This window comes from Ruania alba (assembly GCF_900105765.1).
Classification (GTDB): domain Bacteria; phylum Actinomycetota; class Actinomycetes; order Actinomycetales; family Beutenbergiaceae; genus Ruania; species Ruania alba.
This window is the reverse complement of sequence record NZ_FNTX01000002.1, coordinates 2,338,222-2,357,325: the sequence shown is the minus strand read 5'-3', so window position 1 is coordinate 2,357,325 and position 19,104 is coordinate 2,338,222. Positions and strand designations below refer to the sequence as shown.

General features: G+C 68.6%; 17 protein-coding genes. 2 read left to right on the top strand and 15 right to left on the bottom strand.

Annotated features, from left to right (window positions below):
• Window positions 1-32 precede the first annotated feature (32 nt).
• Together aroA and rsgA are read left to right on the top strand one after the other, a co-directional pair.
• Complete coding sequence (gene aroA, locus BLU77_RS20860) at window positions 33-1,394, top strand: 3-phosphoshikimate 1-carboxyvinyltransferase (RefSeq protein WP_089775355.1); 1,362 nt, start codon at window positions 33-35, stop codon at window positions 1,392-1,394.
• On the top strand, window positions 1,394-2,410 hold the full coding sequence (gene rsgA / locus BLU77_RS20855; RefSeq protein ID WP_089776088.1) for a ribosome small subunit-dependent GTPase A: 1,017 nt from the start codon (window positions 1,394-1,396) through the stop codon (window positions 2,408-2,410). The genes aroA and rsgA overlap by 1 nt, the downstream gene beginning before the upstream one ends.
• On the opposite strand, the gene BLU77_RS20850 is transcribed toward rsgA, so the two are convergent.
• The 15 genes from BLU77_RS20850 to BLU77_RS20780 form a co-directional block, all read right to left on the bottom strand.
• Window positions 2,411-3,157, bottom strand: a complete 747-nt coding sequence (locus BLU77_RS20850) for a succinate dehydrogenase/fumarate reductase iron-sulfur subunit (RefSeq protein WP_089775353.1) — start codon at window positions 3,155-3,157, stop codon at window positions 2,411-2,413.
• A complete protein-coding gene (locus BLU77_RS20845; protein ID WP_089775351.1) occupies window positions 3,154-5,106 on the bottom strand; it encodes a fumarate reductase/succinate dehydrogenase flavoprotein subunit in 1,953 nt (650 codons plus the stop codon). The genes BLU77_RS20850 and BLU77_RS20845 overlap by 4 nt, the downstream gene beginning before the upstream one ends.
• Complete coding sequence (locus tag BLU77_RS20840; protein ID WP_217632525.1) at window positions 5,107-5,829, bottom strand: succinate dehydrogenase cytochrome b subunit; 723 nt, start codon at window positions 5,827-5,829, stop codon at window positions 5,107-5,109.
• A gap of 81 nt (window positions 5,830-5,910) precedes the next feature.
• A complete protein-coding gene (locus BLU77_RS20835) occupies window positions 5,911-6,732 on the bottom strand; it encodes an SMP-30/gluconolactonase/LRE family protein (protein WP_089775349.1) in 822 nt (273 codons plus the stop codon).
• 3 nt (window positions 6,733-6,735) lie between these two features.
• The gene (locus BLU77_RS20830; protein ID WP_089775346.1) at window positions 6,736-7,791 is read right to left on the bottom strand and encodes an aldose 1-epimerase; all 1,056 of its coding nucleotides are present in this window, start codon (window positions 7,789-7,791) and stop codon (window positions 6,736-6,738) included.
• A complete protein-coding gene (locus tag BLU77_RS20825) occupies window positions 7,788-9,884 on the bottom strand; it encodes a glucosidase family protein (protein ID WP_089775344.1) in 2,097 nt (698 codons plus the stop codon). Before BLU77_RS20825 ends, BLU77_RS20830 begins: the two co-directional genes overlap by 4 nt.
• A gap of 13 nt (window positions 9,885-9,897) precedes the next feature.
• Window positions 9,898-10,875: an acetylxylan esterase gene (locus BLU77_RS20820; RefSeq protein ID WP_089775342.1), complete on the bottom strand. Its 978-nt coding sequence runs from the start codon at window positions 10,873-10,875 to the stop codon at window positions 9,898-9,900.
• A 13-nt stretch (window positions 10,876-10,888) separates the two neighbouring features.
• Window positions 10,889-11,701 (bottom strand): carbohydrate ABC transporter permease, encoded by an 813-nt coding sequence (locus BLU77_RS20815; protein ID WP_089775340.1) that lies wholly within the window; start codon window positions 11,699-11,701, stop codon window positions 10,889-10,891.
• The gene (locus BLU77_RS20810; RefSeq protein WP_217632524.1) at window positions 11,698-12,597 is read right to left on the bottom strand and encodes a carbohydrate ABC transporter permease; all 900 of its coding nucleotides are present in this window, start codon (window positions 12,595-12,597) and stop codon (window positions 11,698-11,700) included. The genes BLU77_RS20815 and BLU77_RS20810 overlap by 4 nt, the downstream gene beginning before the upstream one ends.
• Before the next feature lie 2 nt (window positions 12,598-12,599).
• The gene (locus tag BLU77_RS20805) at window positions 12,600-13,868 is read right to left on the bottom strand and encodes an ABC transporter substrate-binding protein (RefSeq protein ID WP_175477271.1); all 1,269 of its coding nucleotides are present in this window, start codon (window positions 13,866-13,868) and stop codon (window positions 12,600-12,602) included.
• Between the two features lie 60 nt (window positions 13,869-13,928).
• Window positions 13,929-15,212: an enolase C-terminal domain-like protein gene (locus BLU77_RS20800; protein ID WP_245708980.1), complete on the bottom strand. Its 1,284-nt coding sequence runs from the start codon at window positions 15,210-15,212 to the stop codon at window positions 13,929-13,931.
• Entirely contained in the window at window positions 15,209-16,066 is an 858-nt protein-coding gene (locus BLU77_RS20795; protein WP_089775337.1) for an SDR family oxidoreductase, read from the bottom strand. Before BLU77_RS20795 ends, BLU77_RS20800 begins: the two co-directional genes overlap by 4 nt.
• An 8-nt stretch (window positions 16,067-16,074) precedes the next feature.
• Entirely contained in the window at window positions 16,075-16,884 is an 810-nt protein-coding gene (locus BLU77_RS20790) for a carbohydrate ABC transporter permease (protein WP_089775334.1), read from the bottom strand.
• A gap of 10 nt (window positions 16,885-16,894) precedes the next feature.
• A complete protein-coding gene (locus tag BLU77_RS20785; protein ID WP_245708979.1) occupies window positions 16,895-17,815 on the bottom strand; it encodes a carbohydrate ABC transporter permease in 921 nt (306 codons plus the stop codon).
• Entirely contained in the window at window positions 17,812-19,101 is a 1,290-nt protein-coding gene (locus tag BLU77_RS20780; protein ID WP_089775330.1) for an ABC transporter substrate-binding protein, read from the bottom strand. The genes BLU77_RS20785 and BLU77_RS20780 overlap by 4 nt, the downstream gene beginning before the upstream one ends.
• Between the last annotated feature and the right edge of the window lie 3 nt (window positions 19,102-19,104).

Below are 19,104 nucleotides of genomic sequence, written 5' to 3'. Positions count from 1 at the left end.
GGCGCCGCCCACCAGCCCAGTAGGCTGACCTCGTGGCGACTTCTCCCGTTCTCAGCGACACCTCCGACATCTGGCCAGCCCCGACTGCCGCAGCACCGCTTGACGCAACAGTCATCGTTCCGGGGTCGAAGTCCCTCACGAACAGAGCTCTCCCCCTGGCCGCGATCGCCGCCGAACCCACGACCATCCGCGGGGCATTGCGCTCCCGCGACGCCGATCTGATGATCGGCGCATTGCGCACGCTCGGCACCGAGATCTCCAGCAGTGACCACGGTGCCACCCTCGAGGTGCGTCCGGGTCCCCTACGTGGCGACGTGAGTATCGACTGCGGCCTCGCGGGAACCGTGATGCGGTTCGTGCCACCGATCGCTGCCCTCGCCGACGGGCCGGTGCACCTTGACGGTGACCCCGGAGCACGCGTGCGACCGATGGGCCCCGTGCTGCGCGCCCTCGCTGCCCTCGGAGTACCGGTGACGGCGTCCGGCAGGGCTCCCTCCGCCACCGACAGCACCGGCCGCCAGGATCCCGACACGGTGCCGCAGTACTTGCCCGTGGCCGTCCACGGCACCGGAGGGATCCGCGGCAGCGAGATCGACGTCGACGCGTCGACGTCCTCTCAGTTCATCTCCGGCCTGCTGCTCGCCGCGCCCCGGTTCGAAGCCGGGCTGACCCTGCACCACGTCGGTGAGGTGCTGCCCAGCCAGCCGCACATCGACATGACGATCGCGGTCCTGCGCGAGCGTGGCGTGGAGGTCGATGACGTCGCGCCCGGCAAGTGGCGAGTGGAGCCTGGCGAAATCTCCGGCGGCGACGTGCTGATCGAACCGGACCTGTCCAACGCGGCGCCGTTCCTCGGTGCCGCCCTGGCCGTGGGCGGGAGCGTGAGCGTGCCGTTCTGGCCGTCCACCACGACGCAACCCGGTGGCCTGTTGCCCGAGATCCTCACCCGGCTCGGCGGCACCGTGGAACTCTCCGACGGCGTCCTGACCGTTCACGGGACCGGCAGCATCACACCTGTGGACCTCGACCTCTCCGCAGCGGGTGAGCTGGCCCCGACGGTCGCTGCTCTCGCAGCCCTCGCCCCCGGCGAGTCCCGCCTGCACGGGATCGCACACCTACGCGGTCACGAGACGGACCGGCTTGCCGCATTGGTCACCGAGATCACCCGGCTCGGCGGGATCGCCGAAGAGCTCGAAGACGGCGTCTGGATCCGCGGGGGCGACCTGCACGGGGCAGACGTGGAGACCTACCACGACCACCGGATGGCCACCTTCGCCGCCATGATCGGCCTGGCCGTACCGGGCGTGGGAGTCGTCAACGTGGGCACCACAGCCAAGACCCTCCCCGACCTCCCCGGCATGTGGCACTCGATGCTCGGCGGCGGCACGCACTGATGGTCCGACGGGAGGCATACACCGAGGCCGACGTCCGGGTACGCCCGAACCGGCGCGGTTCGCGGCCACGCTCGAAGCAGCGCCCCGAGCACGCCGACGCCGTCCCCGGACTGGTCACCGCCGTGGACCGCGGCCGCTACCAGGTGCTCACCGATACAGGCGTCCCGGTAGTCGCAGTGAAGGCACGAGAGCTGGGCAGGGGTGCCGTGGTGGTCGGCGACCGGGTCGACCTCGTCGGGGACGTCTCCGGATCCGAAGGCACGCTGGCGCGCGTGGTGCGCGTCCAGGAACGGCAGACGCTGCTGCGCCGATCCGCCGACGATACCGACCCCACCGAGCGCGGGATCGTGGCGAACGCCGATCAGCTCGTGATCGTCACGGCGCTGGCGGACCCGGAGCCACGGCCCCGCATGGTCGACCGGTTCCTCGTGGCCGCCTTCGACGCCGGAATGGAGGCGCTGCTGGTGCTCACCAAGGCCGACCTGGTCAGCGACTCCTACGCAGCCGACTTCGCAGACCGGTACGCCACCTTGGACGTGCGGTCAGTGGCGACCCGCCGCGACCGCGACAGCACCGCCTGGGTCGACGCGGTCGCCGAGCACCTGACGGGGCGCGTATCCGTCCTCGTCGGGCACTCCGGCGTCGGCAAGTCGACCCTGGTGAACGCCCTGGTCCCGGATGCTGACCGGGCCACCGGCGATGTGAACGAGGTCACCGGCCGGGGGCGCCACACCAGTTCGTCCGCCGTCGCCCTGCCGCTGCCGGCCGGCGGGTGGATCATCGACACTCCAGGGGTGCGGTCCTTCGGGCTCGCCCACGTGGATCCGGATCAGTTCGTCGCAGCATTCGACGACCTCGCACAGGTCGCAGCAGGCTGCCCTCGGGGATGCACCCATGCCGACGACGCCCCCGACTGCGCCCTCGACCCGTGGGCGGAGCAGGGCAGCACCTCCGACCGCGCACGGCTGAACTCGTTCCGCCGTCTCCTCACCAGCCGGCAGGCCGGCGACTCCTGATCAGCGGCGGTGCGAGAGTGCGCCGAGCACGTCCCGGTTCATCCGCGAGATCAGATCGAGCTGGATCCCCTTCGGGCAGGCGGCCGTGCACTCACCGATCTGCGTGCACCCGCCGAAGCCCTCGTGGTCGTGCTGGGCAAGCATGTCCAGAGCGCGGGAGTCCCGCTCCGGCTGCCCCTGCGGCAACAGACCCAGGTGGGTGATCTTCGCCGCCACGAACAGCGACGCCGACCCGTTCGGGCACGCTGCCACACAGGCACCGCAGCCGATGCAGGTGGCGGCGTCGAACGCGGCATCGGCATCGGCCTTCGGTACCGGAGCGGCGTGCGCGTCCGGCGCGGTGCCGGTCGGGGCGCTGATGTAGCCACCGGCCTGGATGATCCGGTCGAAGGAGGACCGATCCACGATGAGGTCCTTGATCACCGTGAACGGCTGCGCGCGCCACGGCTCCACGTCGATCACGTCGCCGTCGGAGAAGCTGCGCATGTGCAGCTGGCAGGTGGTGACCATGTCGTTCGGTCCATGCGCGAGGCCGTTGATCACGAGCCCGCACATGCCGCAGATTCCCTCGCGGCAGTCGCTGTCGAACGCGATCGGGTCATCGCCGGCCACGGTGAGTTGCTCGTTCAGGACGTCCAGCATCTCCAGGAACGACATGTCCGGGGAGACATCGGCCACCTGATAGGTCTGCATCGCGCCCGGGGCGTCGGAGTTCTTCTGTCGCCAGATGCGAAGGGTGATGTTCACTTGTAGCTCCGCTGCTTCATCTCGATCTCGGTGTAGACCAGGTCCTCCTTGTGCAGGATCGGACTGCCGCCGTCCCCACCGAACTCCCAGGCCGCCACATAGGCGAAGTTCTCGTCGTCGCGCAACGCCTCGCCTTCCTCGGTCTGGTGCTCGGCACGGAAGTGACCGCCGCAAGACTCCTCACGGTGCAGGGCGTCGATGCACATCAACTCACCGAGCTCGATGAAGTCCGCGACGCGACCCGCCCGCTCCAAGGTCTGGTTGAGCTCCTCGTTCACCCCACTGACCTTCACATCTCGCCAGAACTCCTCGCGCAGTTCGCGGATCAGGCCGATCGCCTTCGTCAACCCTTCCTTGGTGCGCTCCATCCCGCAGTACTCCCACATGATGTGGCCGAGCTCGCGGTGGAAGGAATCCACCGTCCGGGATCCGTCGATCGAGAGGAACGTCTCGATCCGTGCGCGCACGCCGTCGGCCGTGGCGACAGCCTCTGGATGGTCCGCACCGGCCTCGCCGAACGGTGCCTCCGCGAGGTAGTGGCTCAGCATCGGCGGGAGCACGAAGTAGCCGTCCGCGAGGCCCTGCATGAGCGCACTCGCACCCAGGCGATTGGCACCGTGGTCAGAGAAGTTCGCCTCACCGATCACGAACAGCCCCGGCACCGAGCTCTGCAGGTCGTAGTCGACCCAGAGCCCGCCCATCGTGTAGTGCACCGCCGGGTAGATCCGCATCGGCGTCTCGTACGGATTCTCCCCAGTGATCTGGGCGTACATGTCGAACAGGTTGCCGTACTTGGCCTCGACGGTCTCACGACCCATCCGCTCGATCGCGTCCGCGAAGTCGAGATACACACCACGCCCGCCCGGACCCACACCGCGGCCCTCGTCGCAGACCTGCTTGGCAGCCCTGGAGGCCACGTCACGGGGAACGAGGTTGCCGAACGCGGGGTACCGCCGCTCCAGGTAGTAGTCCCGCTCGGACTCCGGGATCTGGCGGGGGTCGCGCTTGTCGTCACCGTCCCGGGGAACCCAGATCCGGCCGTCGTTCCGCAGCGACTCGCTCATCAGGGTGAGCTTGGACTGGTGGTCCCCCGAGACCGGGATGCAGGTCGGGTGGATCTGCGTGTAGCAGGGGTTGCTGAAGTAGGCCCCCTTACGGTGGGCCCGCCAGGAGGCGGTGACATTGCAGCCCATCGCGTTCGTGGACAGGAAGAAGACGTTGCCGTAGCCGCCGGTTCCGAGCACGACGGCGTCCGCCATGTGGGTCTCGACCTCACCAGTGACCATGTCCCGCGCGACGATGCCACGAGCGCGACCGTCAATGACGATCACGTCGAGCATCTCGTGGCGAGTATGCATCTCCACGGTGCCGGCGGCGATCTGGCGCTCCAACGCCTGGTAGGCACCGATCAGCAGCTGCTGGCCGGTCTGCCCGCGGGCGTAGAAGGTCCGGGAGACCTGCACGCCTCCGAAGGACCGGTTGTCCAGCAGCCCGCCGTACTCCCGTGCGAAGGGCACGCCCTGGGCCACGCACTGGTCGATGATCTCCACGCTCGTCTGCGCGAGGCGGTACACGTTCGACTCGCGGGAGCGGTAGTCGCCGCCCTTGACGGTGTCGTAGAAAAGGCGGTGGATGCTGTCGCCGTCGTTGCGGTAGTTCTTCGCGGCGTTGATCCCACCCTGCGCGGCGATCGAGTGCGCCCGGCGCGGGGAGTCCTGATAGCAGAAGTTCTTCACGTGATAGCCGGCCTCGCCCAGAGTGGCGGCAGCCGCACCACCGGCGAGACCGGTGCCCACGATGATCACGGACCGCTTGCGCCGGTTCGTGGGGTTCACCAGCTTGGCGTCGAAGCGCCGCTGGTCCCACTTCTGGCTCATCGGCACCTCGGGTGCCTTGGTGTCGGCGATCGGTTCGCCGTCGGTGTAGAAGGGCTGGGACGTGACGCTCACTTAGCCGACCAATCCGAAGAAGATTCCGAACGGCGGGAGCAGGAAGCCCACCGTGATGACCGCGGCGACGACGGTCGCCAGGATGTTGAGCTGACGGCGACGCCGCGGGCTCGTGTTGGCACCGAGACTGGCCAGCGAGGCCCAGACACCGTGGCGCAGGTGGAAACCGACGGCCAGCAGCGCGATCGTGTAGCTCAGCACCACCCACCAGATCTCGAAGCCATTCACCACCCGCTCGTATGGGCTGTCCGAGGCGCCACCGGGTGCCACGGTGTTCCAGGTGAAGTGCATGAGGTGGTAGATCACAAACAGCACGATCACCACACCACCCCAGCGCATCGTGAACGAGGCGTAGCTCCGCTGACTGCCACGCTTGGCCTTCGAGCTGGCGTACCGGTTCCCACCCTGACCGCCGGTCGCAGCGCGCGATCGGCGCCACAGCGTCACCGCGGAGTAGATGTGAGCTCCGATCGCCGCCAGCAGCACGACGCGGATGATCCACAGCGCACCCGCGTAGGGCAGCATGGGCTCACCGAGCTCGCGCAGGTGGTGGGCATACTCGTCGAACGCCTCCTGGCCGGCGAAGACCTTCAGATTCCCGTACATGTGCGCGAGCAAATAGCCCACCAGCACGAGACCACTGACAGCCATCGCGGCCTTCAGGACGACGGTCGAGCGCCACACCGGGATTCGGGAGGTCGAGTTCTCCGTTCGCGTTGCCACGGGCCCTAACCTAACGCCTCGGACGAGGTCTGCGCGCACCGAGCACGCGCCGTGACATCACCGAGATATGAACGATTCGTGTCACACAATTTCCTCGGCGAGGTCGATCACCGTGAGGTGCCAGCGACCCAAATTGGAGGTGAACAGCTCCGATCCCCGGAAGGCGACGTTGGTGGGATGGCACAGCAGGTGCGCCGTCGGATCGGCGAACACGACGCTCACCGCACCGCTGCCCGGGTCCACCCGGAGCACCTGGGAGGGCTCGTAACAGCCCACGTACAGCAGACCGTCCGGGCCGATCGTGACGCCGTCGGGTAGCACGCCTGGCATCGTGGCGACCACCTCGGCGGTGCCGGGACCGCCGTTGGGCAGGATCGGGATCCGCACCACCCGGGAGGCGAACGTCTCGACCACGTACACGCTGGTCTCGTCCGCCGACACCGCCACGCCGTTCGCGAAGTCCAGCGGCTCGTCGTACCAGCGCCCACCAGCGCCGTCGGGACCGAACCGGTACACCCCGCCGCCCGGTTGGCCCTGCACGTTCGAGTCCGTGACGTACAGCGCACCCGACGGCGCCACCCGCACCATGTTCGGCGTGACGAAGGGGTGAGCTCCCCCGCGGGTGAGCTGTTCCAGGCCCGTGGACGGCGCATACCGGTACAACGCTCGGTGCGCAAGATCACACAGGTACACGGCACCAGAAGGGGCGATGTCCACCCCGAGCACGAACCCACCGGTGCTGGCCACCTGCTCACGCGATCCGCCGTCGGGTGCCACCCGGTACAGCTGACCACGCTCACCGCCGCACCAGATGCTCCCGTCCGGGTGCACGGCCACCCCCTCGGGGTGGTCCAGGCGCGGCTCGGTGAGGGGCCCGTCGTGGAAGATGTGGGCGGTGGCCATGTCTCAGCCCTGCTCGACGGCGCCGTCCGGGCCGATCCGGCGCACCTCACCGGTCGGCGCGAAGGTGGTGGCCTCGATCCGGGTGCTGCGGGTCTCCCCGCCCGCCAGCTTCACCAGGTTGGCCCCCTGCGCCTTCGCGTGGGCGATGCCGTGCCCAGGAATCGTGGACGCCGGTTCGATGGCCGTCACGTACACCTCGCCCCACCACGGCGCCCCGCCGCTCGCCCGTAGCTCCTGCCAGTACCAGGCGTGCGGGAACAGGTCGGCGTCCCAGCGCAGCGCCACCCCGAGGTCGATCTCCGGGTTCACCATGGCGTACCAGCCCGACTCCTCGAACTCACCGAGATAGGCCAACGTGGCCCGCGGGGTGCTCGGAATGCGGGAGAAGTCAGCCGGCTCGGCGCCCGCTGGAGCCTGCGGATGCGGCCAGGCGGCCGTGGCCGAGGGCTCCAGGTCGGCGCCGGCGTCGGTGGCGTCGGCCGTGATCGTGGTGGCGCTGGTGTAGATCCGGGTGGCCGGACCGATCAGCGGCTCGCCGAAGGCCGGGTGGTGCGACCACATGATCTCGACCGGGTCCGGGCTGGTGTTCGTGACCGACTCGTCAATGCTGAGCACGCCACCGCGGACGGCGACCCGTCGTTCGATCTGCAAGGGCGCCCTGGTCAGCCGGGTCCGCAGGTCGGCGAAGGCCGTGCCCTCGTCGTCGACCCCGAAGTCAGCCAGCTGCCACGGCACCCGCGAGGCCTCTCCGTGCCAGCCCCAGGTCAGGCCGCCGGGTGCCTCGCTGGCGTCGCCCCCGTTCGGGCACAGCAACTGCCAGCCTCCGGAGTACCGCTCCAGCCACTCGGCCTCGTCCTCGGCGTTCCACCGCCCCGCCCCGATCGGCGGCATCGCCCAGGGCGTCTTCCAGAGCACGTCCACACCGGTGCGCAGGTCCACCAGGGAATGCACGTCGCAGCCCTGCTGCGGCAGGATCGTCACCTCGAGCTCATCCGCGCTCAGGCGCAGCCCGGTCCATCCGTTGCCGAGATCCACTTCGCTCACGTATGCCTCGGTCACTGGCCGTCCTTCCGATCGTCGGTCCGGGCGGTCACCTGACCGCCCGCGATGTCGTAGCGCCTGCCGGCCACCTGGAGGCCGCGCAGCGCTGCGTCCGGGTCGAGCCTAGCGACCCACCCGTCGGCGGTCACCGCACCGTCGACATCCACCTCGACACCGAAGATCCCGCCGATCACCAGTTCCACGAACGACCCGGCCGAAGAGCAGGACCAGTCGATCAGGTACGGGAACTGAGGCGGTGTCTTACGCGCACCCCCGTGCACCGGCTCGGCCGCCTCCTCCACGAAGTGCGCCTGCCCGGGCGGTCCCTGATTGGCCGTGCGCGCCAGGCCAGGCAGCCAGTCCGCGACCGCCTCGGGGTGCCCGAGCGCGATCGCCGCGCGCGCCGAGTCCGGCGGCCATGCTGGATAGGCACCGTTCCACTGGTGGTCCGCGCGCAGCGAGTACCCGGCGTCGGGGTCGTGTGCGGACAGGGCCCGCATCCACGACGGCGTCCGCAGCTCGGTGTCGAAGAAGCGCACCATCTCGCCACGCACCTGCTCCGGCAGGTCCTGGGCGATGGTGGTCCCGACCGTGGCGAAGTCGTAGCAGTGTTTCGTGGGCACCAGCGTGCCGTCCGGCTGCCGGGCGTGGAAGTGCCCCGCACCCGGGATGTACAGGTCCCGCACGAGCGCCACCAGCTCATCGGCCTCGGCGCGCAGCCCGGCCGCCTCGCCGGTGTCCCCGTCCAACTCAGCGAACCGGGCGGCCGTGCGCAGGCACCACACGTTCGCCGCGTTCAGGCTGGCCACCTCGTGCACGTAGGAGGAGACGCACTCCAGCAGGTTGTCGATCTCGCCGTAGTCGGCCAGCCCGCTGCCCGAGCGGAGGGTGTGCCAGTGCCGGGCCCAGGAGCGCAGGTGCTCCCGCAGGGGACGGGTGCCGCCGTCGGGCGTGGTGAGCTCCTCGGCGAGGAACGCCCAGTCCCCGGTGAAGGCGATGTAGTCCCGCACTAGGCGGGTCATCGCATAGTGGTTCACCGAGTACCAGTAGCCGACCGGGCCACCGGTGAGCCACTCCGTGCCGAAGTGCTGCTCGATGTCCAGGCCCACCCAGTGCGCGATCTGACGGCGCATCACGGCCGGGTCGAGCTGGGCGTGCACGTGGGAGGAGAGGGAGTAGTCCCAGATGAAGGTGGTGGTCTGCCAGTAGCGGGGCATCAACGTGTCGTAGGTGCGCCCGAGCACTGAGGCTGGGTTGTCCCGGCGGAACCAGAGCACCCCGACGGCGCCCCACCAGTAGAGCCGGCGCAGGTCCGCATCGCTGGTGTCCAGCACCGGCAGGCTGCCGGAGAACTCCGGGCTGTCCGGATCGAACAGTGCGGCCAGCGAACGGTTCCACGCCTCCTCGCTGGTGGCCACGGCGGTCTCCGCTGCCGCTGCCAGCCGGTCCGCGGCGGCCGATGCCTCCTCGGACGTCGCGGCGATGGCGTGCAGGTACGTCCAGGTGCACGACTCCCCCGCGCCGACCCAGACTTCCGCCTCGACCACCCGGGCTGTCCCGTCGAGGACCGTGGCATCCTCCGGTGGCCGAAGCTCCTGTACGGACCAGGCAGTCTCGTCGGTCCCGGTCACCCGAGCCGCGTCGCGCGTCAGGGTGTTCTCCGCCTGCGGCGGCTCGGCAGCCCGCCACGCCTGGGGCGACCGGGTCACGGTGGAGGTAAGCCAGGCGCCGAGACGAAGCCGACGCTCACCCCGGGTGTTGGTGATGGTGAGCCGCACGAGCACACCAGGCTCACCGGTCGGGCACACCGTCTCGGTGCGCAGTTCCCATCCGTCGATCGTGGTGCGGCGTTCCACCCGGTCCGGGCGCCAGCGGGTGTGCACCGGCTGCCCGTAGGACCGCGCCAGCCGTCCACCGAGATAGAGCTGGCCGGAGATCGAGTCCCCCTGGGAGACCGGCGGGACGTTCAGGCTGCGCACCGCCAGCACGTCGTGGTCCACCTGTGCAGTGGCCCAGTGGTTGGTCAGCCCGGGCGGGTTGACCATGTCGTCGAACGCGTCGGTCACCTCGTCCGAGGCGAGGTCGGTGCAGGTGGGGATCAGCGGGTTCATTCACTTCTCGCAATCAGGTGAGGGTCTCGGTGAGCCATCGGGCCAGGTGCGCATCGTCGTCGGCTCCCCCGGCCTCGTGGCCGTTCCACGGCCACACCCGCACCAGCGGAGTGGCCGAGTCCATCGCGTTGACAGCACCGAAGATTCCCGACGGCGGACAGGTCACGTCGGTCAGGCCCACCGAGATCCAGGTGGGACAGGTGATCCGGGAGCTCAGGTGCGTCACGTCGATGTGATCGAGCACGCCCAGCACGTCCTCAGCAGTGGTCCGGTGCACGGCCAGATACCCGCCCAGCTCACCGTAGGGCGGAGCATCGGTGAGCTCGACCGCCCGGGCAATCCCGCACAGGAACGGGGCGCGGGCCGCCGTCGCAGCCACACCCGGGTGCAGTGCGGCGGCCGCCAGGGCGAGTGCTCCGCCCTGGCTGTGCCCCACCGTCGCTACGCGGTCCCGGTCCCCGCCCGGCAGGTGAGCGACGGCGTCGACCGCACGGACGGCGTCGGTGATCAGACGGCGGTAGTACAGGTGGTCGGGGTGATCCACCCCGCGGGTGAGCATCCCCGGGGAGGCCGGCCCTGAGCCGTGCGGGTCATCGGTGGCGCCGGTGTTCCAGATGCTGCCCTGGCCGCGGCTGTCCACCACGAGCTGAGCGAAGCCGTGACTGGCCCAGTGCAGGCGTTCGTGCGGCAGACCGCGTCCGCCGCCATAGCCGAGGAACTCGACGACGACCGGTAGACGATCGGCGCCACCCGAGCGGGTAGGCAGCAGCCACCATGCCTTGATCTCCTCACCCGCGAACCCGGGGAAGGTCACGTCGTAGGCGTCCACCGTGACCAGCGCAGACTCAGCGGGGACGCACCGCACCCCGGCCGTATCGGCACCACGGGCCTCGGCAAGGGTGCGCTCCCAGTACTCGACCAGCCCCGGCGGCGCCGGACGGGGGCTGCGGTACCGCTGCAGGTCCTCGAGCGGAAGGTCGAACCGGGGCATCAGCGAGCACTCCTCATCGCGACATCGTCAGGCTGGCTGCGAAGAACCGCTGGGCGCTCAGGAAGAGAACCAGCGTGGGGATCGAGACGACCAGTGCCGTCGCGAGCGCCACCGGCGGGCCGACGCTGTAGATGCCGCCGGTCAACTGCGCCAGGGCCGCCTGAACGGGGCGAATCTCCGGGCTGGTGGACAGGGTGATCCCGAACAGCAGGTCGTTCCAGATCCAGGTGAACTGGAAGACGAAGGCCGCCAGGAGGATGGACTTCAGCAGTGGCAGGTGAATCTGGAGGAACAACCGCAGCCATCCGGCGCCGTCCAGCTGGGCGGCCTCGGAGATCTCCTCCGGGATGGTCGTGAGGTAGTTACGGATCAGAAAGTGGGCGAACGGGATACAGATCGCCGCGTAGATCGCGATCATCCCCGCCTGGGTGTCGTACACGGAGAGACTGTTGTACGCCCGGAACAGTGGCGGCAGGAAGATCTGCAGCGGCAGGAGCGTGCCCGAATAGATCAGCCAGAACCACACAGCGGGCCGCTGCACGGGCATCACCACCACGGCGAACGACGCCAGCGCAGCCACCAGGACGGCACCCACACCTCCCGCAACGGCGTAGAGCGTGGAGTTCAGCAGACCTGTTCCGATGTCGGCCTGAGCCACGGCGATCTCGAGGTTCTCCAGCAGACCGAATCCGCTCGGCCACCACGTCTGGGTGCCGGCGTACTCGCTCACCGGCGTGATGGCATTGACCACGAGGAGGTAGAGCGGGACGAGCCAGACCACCGAGATCGCGGTCAGGAGCACGTAGCGAATGGTGCGTCTGATCATGCCTGTCGCCTCCGGGGCATCTGCGCGCGCAGGTAGATCCATGACGTGATGACCACGATCACGGTGAGAATCACCGCGACCGCCGAGCCGACGCCGTAGTCACCGAGCACGAAAGTTCGTCGATACATGGTGACGGCGAGCGCCTCGCTCACCTGGCCCGGACCGCCGCCGGTGAGTACCCAGATCAGGTCGAAGACCCGCAGGCCGTTCGTCAGCGAGATGCCGACGACCACCACAGTGATCGCCCGCAACTGGGGGAAGATGATGTGCCAGAACAGTGACGCCCCGCGAGCGCCGTCGAGCTGACCGGCCTCCACGGTCTCCCGCGGCACCGAGTCCAGGCCGACGAGGTACAGGATCACCGCCACGCCGGACACCTGCCACACGTAGACGCCGATCATCACGAGCGTGTTGGTGGGCCAGGTCAGCAACCACCCGCGGGCGAGCTCACCGAGCCCCATCTCTCCGAGGATCGCATTGATCGAACCCTCCGTGCTGAGCAGGAACGACCAGATCGTCCCGGTCGCCACACCGGAGAGTGCGTACGGCACGATGAACACGAGCTGGAAGATCCGCCCGAACCGCAATGGCCGCGTGAAGGTCGCGATCGCCAGACCCACCGACGCCGGCAGCAGGACGGCACCTGCGGTCCACAGGACGGTGTTCAGCAGCGAGTGAAGGAATCCGGCATCTCGCATCAGCGCCGCGTAGTTGTCGAACCCGATGAACGTCGCCGGTTCGAGGCCATTGTCGGCCGTCAGGCTCTGATAGGTGGTCAGGACGAACGGGACAAGGAGGAGCACACCGACGATGAGGACCGCCGGTCCCAGGAAGGTGGCATTCTGCACCCTGAGCGGCACGGTCGACCGGCTGCGGGTGGACGTCGCACGACTCACGCTTACTCGTTCCACTCCGCCCAGCCGGACTCGGAGCGCTCATCCATCGACGCCAGGGTGCTGTCGATCGACCCGTCCGACGGGTTGGCCATGAATGCCGCGAGATCCTGCACGTTGCCCTCGACGATGGCCGGCGGGCTCGCCTCCCAGTACCGGGTGAGGATCAGATAGTCATCCGCGGCGACGTCCTCGGCGACCGACTGCAGCACCGGGTTGGGCGGGCTCACCTGCGGGTTCGGGCTCATCCCTTGGGACTCACCGAGTGCCGCCTCCTGGGCATCGGTACCGACGAGGTTCAGCAGCCAGGTGGCGGCGTCCTCAGGCTGACTTCCGCCCGAGGCGGCAGCAATGATGCCGCTCTCCGAGATCACGCTCGGTGTCGTTCCTTCATCAACCGTCGGCATGACGAAGGCGCCATAGTCGTCCTCCGTCAGGCCTGCCTCGATGAAGGCGCCGTTCCGCCACGCCCCGGCCACCGTCATGGCCACGTTCCCGGAGGCGAGCATCGCCGGCTCGTCCGCCCACGGAGTGTCCGCCGGGGTGAAGAAGCCGCGGTCGTACATGTCGAGCCAGAGCTCCATCACCTCGCGCGAGCCCGGGTCGGTGTAGCTCGCCGCACCACTGGTCAGATCCATGTACAGCTGCGGGTCGGACTTGCTGAGAAGCTCCTCGTACCAGATGAACGAGGTCCATCCGCCGTCGATCGTGGCGAAGAACGGCGTGATGTCGGCATCGGCGATCGTCTGCGCGTTGGACATGAACTCGTCCCAGGTCGTCGGCACCTCGAGGCCGAGCTCGTCGTAGACGCCTCTGTTGTAGTAGACCACCCAGTAGCTCGCGTCGAACGGCATCGCATAGACGCTGCCGTCGTAAGAGAACGCGTCTCTGGTGGAATCATCCAGCCAGCCGTTCTCGACCGCTTCGTCCCACTGCGCCGTGATGTCGAGCAGCCCATCGCTCCTGGCCAGCTCCTGCAAGCGATAGCCGTTCCACCACTTGAGCAGGTCGGGAGCGCTGTCGGAGGTCAACGACGAGCGGATCACCTGCTGGTAGTTCTCGGTGGACTGCACGGTCCGGGACTCGAACTGCAGCTCGGTCACCTCCTCAACGGCATCCGCCGCCGCGGTGATCTGCGGAAGCACCGCTGCTTCATCGCCGATGTAGTCGAGGGTGTTCTCCCCGGAGTCCGCCGTCTGCGACCCCTGGGTACAGGCGGCCAGCATCACCGCGGCCACGGCTGTCGTTGCTGCGGCCAAGGTTCTACGTCTCATGATCGTTCCTTCGCGGTCAGTGATACAGGTCAGTGACGCCGGCATCGGCCGACGCGTCGGTCAGCGCCGCCGGCGGGCGTACTCGGCCGCGAGCGGTTCGGGCAGCGTGTCGTCGGTGTGGTCGGCGAACGAGGTGTTCGGCAGCAGCGGGTACCAGTCCGGTCGGCCGGGGTCCCGGTCATAGGGGTATCCGCCGAGCTCGCGATAGAGCTCGGCGTACTCAGCTACCTTGTCCCGGTCCAGCCGCACGCCGAGCCCGGGTTCGGTGGGCACGGTCATCTTCCCGTCGACGTACGGGCGCAGGCCGCCCTCCACGATGTCGTCGGTGAGGTGGTGGTAGTGCGCATCGGCTGCGAACGTCAGGTTCGGCAGCGCGGCGCCCAGGTGCAGCATGGTGGCGAGCTGGATGCCCAGCTCCCCGGAGGAGTGCACCGCCACACCGAGGGAGAACGCCTCGCAGATGGCACCGGCCTTCATGCACGACCGGATCCCACCCCAGAACGTGGTGTCCAGCAGGATCACGTCCGCCGCCGGGTGCAGCACGTTCGCTGCGAGCTGTTCGGCATTGACCACCACGGTGTTCGTGGCCAGCGGGATCGGGGTGTTCTCCCGCACCCGGCGCATCCCGGTCATCGAGTAGACCGGGTCCTCCAGGTAGTCGTTCGGGAGGTCCTCGATCGCGCGGGCGAACCGGATCGATTCCTCCACGCTGAGCGCACCGTTCGGGTCGTAGCGCAGCCGGTCCGTGGGGCCCATCGCGTCCGCGAGCGCCTCGTAGCACTCCAGCTCGTGGTCGGTAGCGAAAACCCCGGCCTTGAGCTTGTGTACCCGGAAGCCGTAGGTCTCCTTGAGGCGGCGGGCCTCGGCCACGAGCTGGTCGGCGGTGCGCACCTCGCCCGTGCCGTCCGGTCCGGCATAGCGGTAGAACAGGTAGGAGGCGAACTCCACCTCGTCGCGGACCTTGCCGCCGAGCAGGGCGTGCACCGGCAGGCCTACATGCTGGCCGACCAGGTCCAGGCAGGCGAACTCGACGGCGGCGAGCAGCTGGGTGCGGTTGTTGTACAGGCTCGCGGTGGGGTTGGCGATCATGAACCGCAGCGCTTCGGTGTTCGCCGGGTCGTGCCCCACCAGGTACGGGGTGAGCGCTTCGATGGCGGCCTCCGCGCTCTGCCCTCCCCCGCCGAGCTCGCCCAGCCCGATCAGCCCGTTGCTGGCCTCCACCTCCACGATGGTGCGCACGAACCGCCCCCAGTGGGCGCCGTTGGAGTGCCGCAACGGCGCCTCCAGAGGCACGGTCACCGTGGTGGCCCGGATCGCGGCGATGCTCAGCCCGCTGGTGTTCACTTCTCGCTCCCGTCCTCGGGCAGCACGACGGCGTTGCCCGCCGTGAGTCCGCCGTCCACCTTCAGATCCGCACCGGTCACGAAGGAGGCGCGATCACTGAGCAGATAGCCGATCACGTCCGCGACCTCGTCGGTGCGGGCCACCCGGCCCAGTGGGTGCGATCGGCCCCAATCGGCCACGATGGCATCGACCGCGGCGGGGTCGGCGCTGCCCTCACCGCCCGCATCGCCGGCGTGCAGACCGGCCGCCCAGCGCAGCATCGGGGTGTCGACCGACCCCGGGCAGACGGCGTTCACCCGAATTCCCTCGGCTGCGTGGTCCACGGCCATCGCCCGGGTGAGGGAGAGTAGCGCCCCCTTGGTGGCGGCATAGGCGGCCACCCCCTGCTGTGCCACATAGGCCTGTACCGAGGAGACCAGCACGACGCTCCCGCCGCGTCCGGTCGTGCGGATGAGCGGGATCGCGAAATGTGCCGCAAGGAACGCGCCCCGCACGTTGACGCCCATCACCGCGTCGTAGGTGGCCATGTCGGTGCTGTCGACCGTTCCGTAGGTCTGGATGCCGGCCGCACAGACCAGTCCACCGACACCCTGCCCAGGGCGCGCTGCGTCGTCGGCGATCGTGGCGAAGGCGGCGCGCATGGCCGACTCGTCGGCCACGTCAGCGGGCACCGGCAGGATCTGCTCGGGCGCCTCGGCGGCCAGGGCGGCCACGCCCGCTGCATCCCGGTCGATGGCATACACGCGCCGTCCCTGCGCCACCAGGTGGCGCACGGCACCTGCTCCGATACCGGCAGCGGCACCGGTGACCACCACGGCCTGGTGCGGGCCGCCGTCGGGCGTTGACTGTGACATGAAACCTCCTAGAACTGGCCAAGCGAGAGGCCGCGGGTGAACACGCGTTGGGTGGCCAGAAACAGCACCACCGTGGGAAGCGAGACGAGCAGGCCACCGGCGAGAACGGTCGACATGGCCGATCCGCCATAGGTGCTCTGCAGCGCCGAGAGCGCCGTGACGATCGGGCGCACCTCAGCGGACTGGGTGAGGGTGAGCCCCAGCAGCAGGTCGTTCCAGATGAACGTGGCCTGCAGGATGAAGACCGCGATGAGCGCGGGCCGGGCCATCGGCAGGTAGATCTGGGCAAAGATCCGCCGGGTGGACGCTCCGTCCACCACCGCGGCCTCGAACACCTGGTGGGCGATCCCGGTGAAGAAGTTGCGCAGCACGAACGCGGAGAACGGCACCGCGATCACGGTGTACACCACGATCATCCCGACCCGGGTGTTGAACAGGCCCGTCTCTGCATAGCCGACGAAGAGCGGCATCAGGATCATCTGCAGCGGGAAGATCGAGCTAGCGAAGATCACCACGAACCAGGTGAACCCGTGCCGCAACCGCAGCGCCACGATGGAGAATCCGGCCGCCGCACCGACGATCACCGCGATCAACGGACTGACGATGGCGTAGACCGTCGTGGAGAGCAGGCCACCGGAGAGCTTGCCGCGGTCCCACGCCTCGGCGAAGTTCGCCCAGAGCCCGCCGAGGGTGCCCGGTTCCCAGAGACCGTAGTCCCCGAACTCGGCCGGGAGCTTGGAAGCGTTCGCGAGCAGCAGGTAGACCGGCACCAGCCAGAGCACACCGAGGGTGCCGAGCACGATCCGTCGGATGAGCATTCCCGCCTCCTCAGATCGACCGCGAGTCAGCAAGCTGACGGCGCAGGTAGAGGACCGAGGCAAGCACCGTGACCACGGTGAGGAAGAGGGCAACAGCTGCCCCGAGACCGTAGGCGTTGTTCACGAACGTCTCCTTGAACATCGTCAGCGCGAGCGTCTCCGAGACCCGGCCCGGGCCTCCCTTGGTCATCCCCCAGATCACATCGAAGGTCTTCAGGCTGCCCACGATCGCCAGGCCGACCACCACCGTGGTCAGCGGTGCGAGCATCGGCCAGGTCATCGTGCGGAACAGGGTGAACCCGCTCGCACCGTCCACCCGGGCGGCCTCGATCGGCTCCTTCGGGATGGACTGCAGGCCGATCCCGAACAGTAGAGCGTTCACCCCGGCGCCCTGCCAGGTGGCGGCGCCGATCATCACAAAGGTGTTCAGCGGGTCGTCCAGCAACCAGCGCAGCTCCGAGCCCGGTAGTCCCAGCACCTCGAGCGCCTGGCTGAGGGCCCCGTTCGTCTGCAGCACGAACGACCAGATCACCCCGACGGCCACACCCGAGACCGCATACGGGATGAGGAACGGCAGCCGGAAGAGCGTCGCGTTCGGCATGCCATGACTCAGCGTGGCGATGAGCAGCCCGAGGCCCACCGGGAGGGCGATCGTGCCGACTACCCAGAACAGGGTGTTCCGGATCGAGGTGAGGAACTCGGGGTCGGCGAACATCTCCCGATAGTTCGCCAGCCCCACCCATGCCGGGTCACCGAGCCCGTTGTACTCGGTGAAACTGATCCAGGTGGTCCAGATGAAGGGCAGGTAGAGGACGACCGCCACCAGCAGCACGGCCGGGGCCACGAAGCCGGCGCTGGAGAGCCAGTACTGGTTCCGGGTCCGCCGCGCCGCCGGCAGCAGATCGGCCTGCCGTGGGGTGGGCTGGGTCACTGCTCGGCCCAATAGGCATCTGCCTCCGCCTGGATCGCCTCCAGGTGCCCCATCGGATCGTCGTTGTTGGTGACGAAGGCGCCGAACTCTTCCGCGGCCACCGTGTAGATCGTGTTCGGGGTGGCCTCGAGGTAGCGGCCGTACTGGACGTGCCCCTCCCCGGTGACCTGCGCGGTGATCTCGGCGAGCGCTTCGTCGGTGACGGTGGCGTTCGGGTTGAAGGAGACGTCGCCGCGGGACTCGCTCCACGCGGACTGTGCCTCGGTGCCCATCCACCAGGCGCTGTAGTCCAGGGCCGCCTGCTGGTTCTCACTGTCGGTCCCCACGCACAGGGGGCCGGTCTCCACCGCGACCGGGGTCTCGGACATCTCTGGGTTCACGCTGGGAAGGACGAACATGCCGTAGTCCTCACCGGAGGCCATGCCCAGGTCGGTGAGCTGACCGGTGAAGAACGTGCCGAAGTAGGCCATCGCCGTCTCCCCGGTCTGCAGCAGGGTCTGCGGGTCGGTCGTCACGCCCGGGTCGATGAAGTAGCCGTCGGACTGCATCTGGTGCCAGGTGTCCATCGCCTCGACCACCGGCGGATCGGTGTAGCTCACGCTGCCGTCGGAGAGCCCGTGGTAGGCCTCCAGGTCTGAGCCGGCGAGGATCGCCTGGAACCAGACGAACTCGAAGATGATGTTCATCTGGTGCAGCGGCACCACGCCGGCCTCGACCAGCGCGTCGGCGACGGCGGTGAACTCCTCCCAAGTGGTGGGCACCTCGAGGTCGTGCTCGGCGAAGATCTCGGTGTTGTAATACATCACCCAGTACACGACGTGCAGCGGCACGCAGTACTGCTTGCCGTCGTAGGTGTAGCTCTGCGCGAGCTCCTCGGTGACGAAGCCGTCCGCGATCGCCTGGTCCCAGATCTCGGTGGTCTCGGCCACCAGACCCTGCTCGACCAACTCACCGAGCCGGTCGCCGGTGTGCCAGGTGAACAGGTCGGGCCGTTCGTTCGTACGGAAGGACTGCTTGATGAAGGCGTCGTAGGCGGTGGGGTCGGAGTACCCCGTGAACGACAGCTGCGGCGCCACCCCGTCAGAAGCAGCGTTCATGTCGTCGAAGGAGGGTTCCCAGGCGGCCTTGTCGGTGAAGAAGTCGAGGGTGACCTCGCTGGTGTCACCGCCGTCTGCGGATCCGTTGCCATTGTCGTTGCCATTGCCATCGGAGCCTCCGGAACAGGCTGCCAACGCCAGCGCAGCGCTCGTCAAGACAGCGAGCGCAGCTATCGGGGTACTTCTCATCAC

Bases quoted from the DNA above. Each gene is read 5' to 3' on its own strand.
- rsgA (WP_089776088.1), top strand. From the start codon at position 1,394: ATGGTCCGACGGGAGGCATACACCGAGGCCGACGTCCGGGTACGCCCG.
- BLU77_RS20835 (WP_089775349.1), bottom strand. From the start codon at position 6,732: ATGGCCACCGCCCACATCTTCCACGACGGGCCCCTCACCGAGCCGCGC.
- BLU77_RS20825 (WP_089775344.1), bottom strand. From the start codon at position 9,884: ATGAACCCGCTGATCCCCACCTGCACCGACCTCGCCTCGGACGAGGTG.
- BLU77_RS20820 (WP_089775342.1), bottom strand. From the start codon at position 10,875: ATGCCCCGGTTCGACCTTCCGCTCGAGGACCTGCAGCGGTACCGCAGC.
- BLU77_RS20815 (WP_089775340.1), bottom strand. From the start codon at position 11,701: ATGATCAGACGCACCATTCGCTACGTGCTCCTGACCGCGATCTCGGTG.
- BLU77_RS20805 (WP_175477271.1), bottom strand. From the start codon at position 13,868: ATGAGACGTAGAACCTTGGCCGCAGCAACGACAGCCGTGGCCGCGGTG.
- BLU77_RS20795 (WP_089775337.1), bottom strand. From the start codon at position 16,066: ATGTCACAGTCAACGCCCGACGGCGGCCCGCACCAGGCCGTGGTGGTC.
- BLU77_RS20790 (WP_089775334.1), bottom strand. From the start codon at position 16,884: ATGCTCATCCGACGGATCGTGCTCGGCACCCTCGGTGTGCTCTGGCTG.
- BLU77_RS20780 (WP_089775330.1), bottom strand. From the start codon at position 19,101: ATGAGAAGTACCCCGATAGCTGCGCTCGCTGTCTTGACGAGCGCTGCG.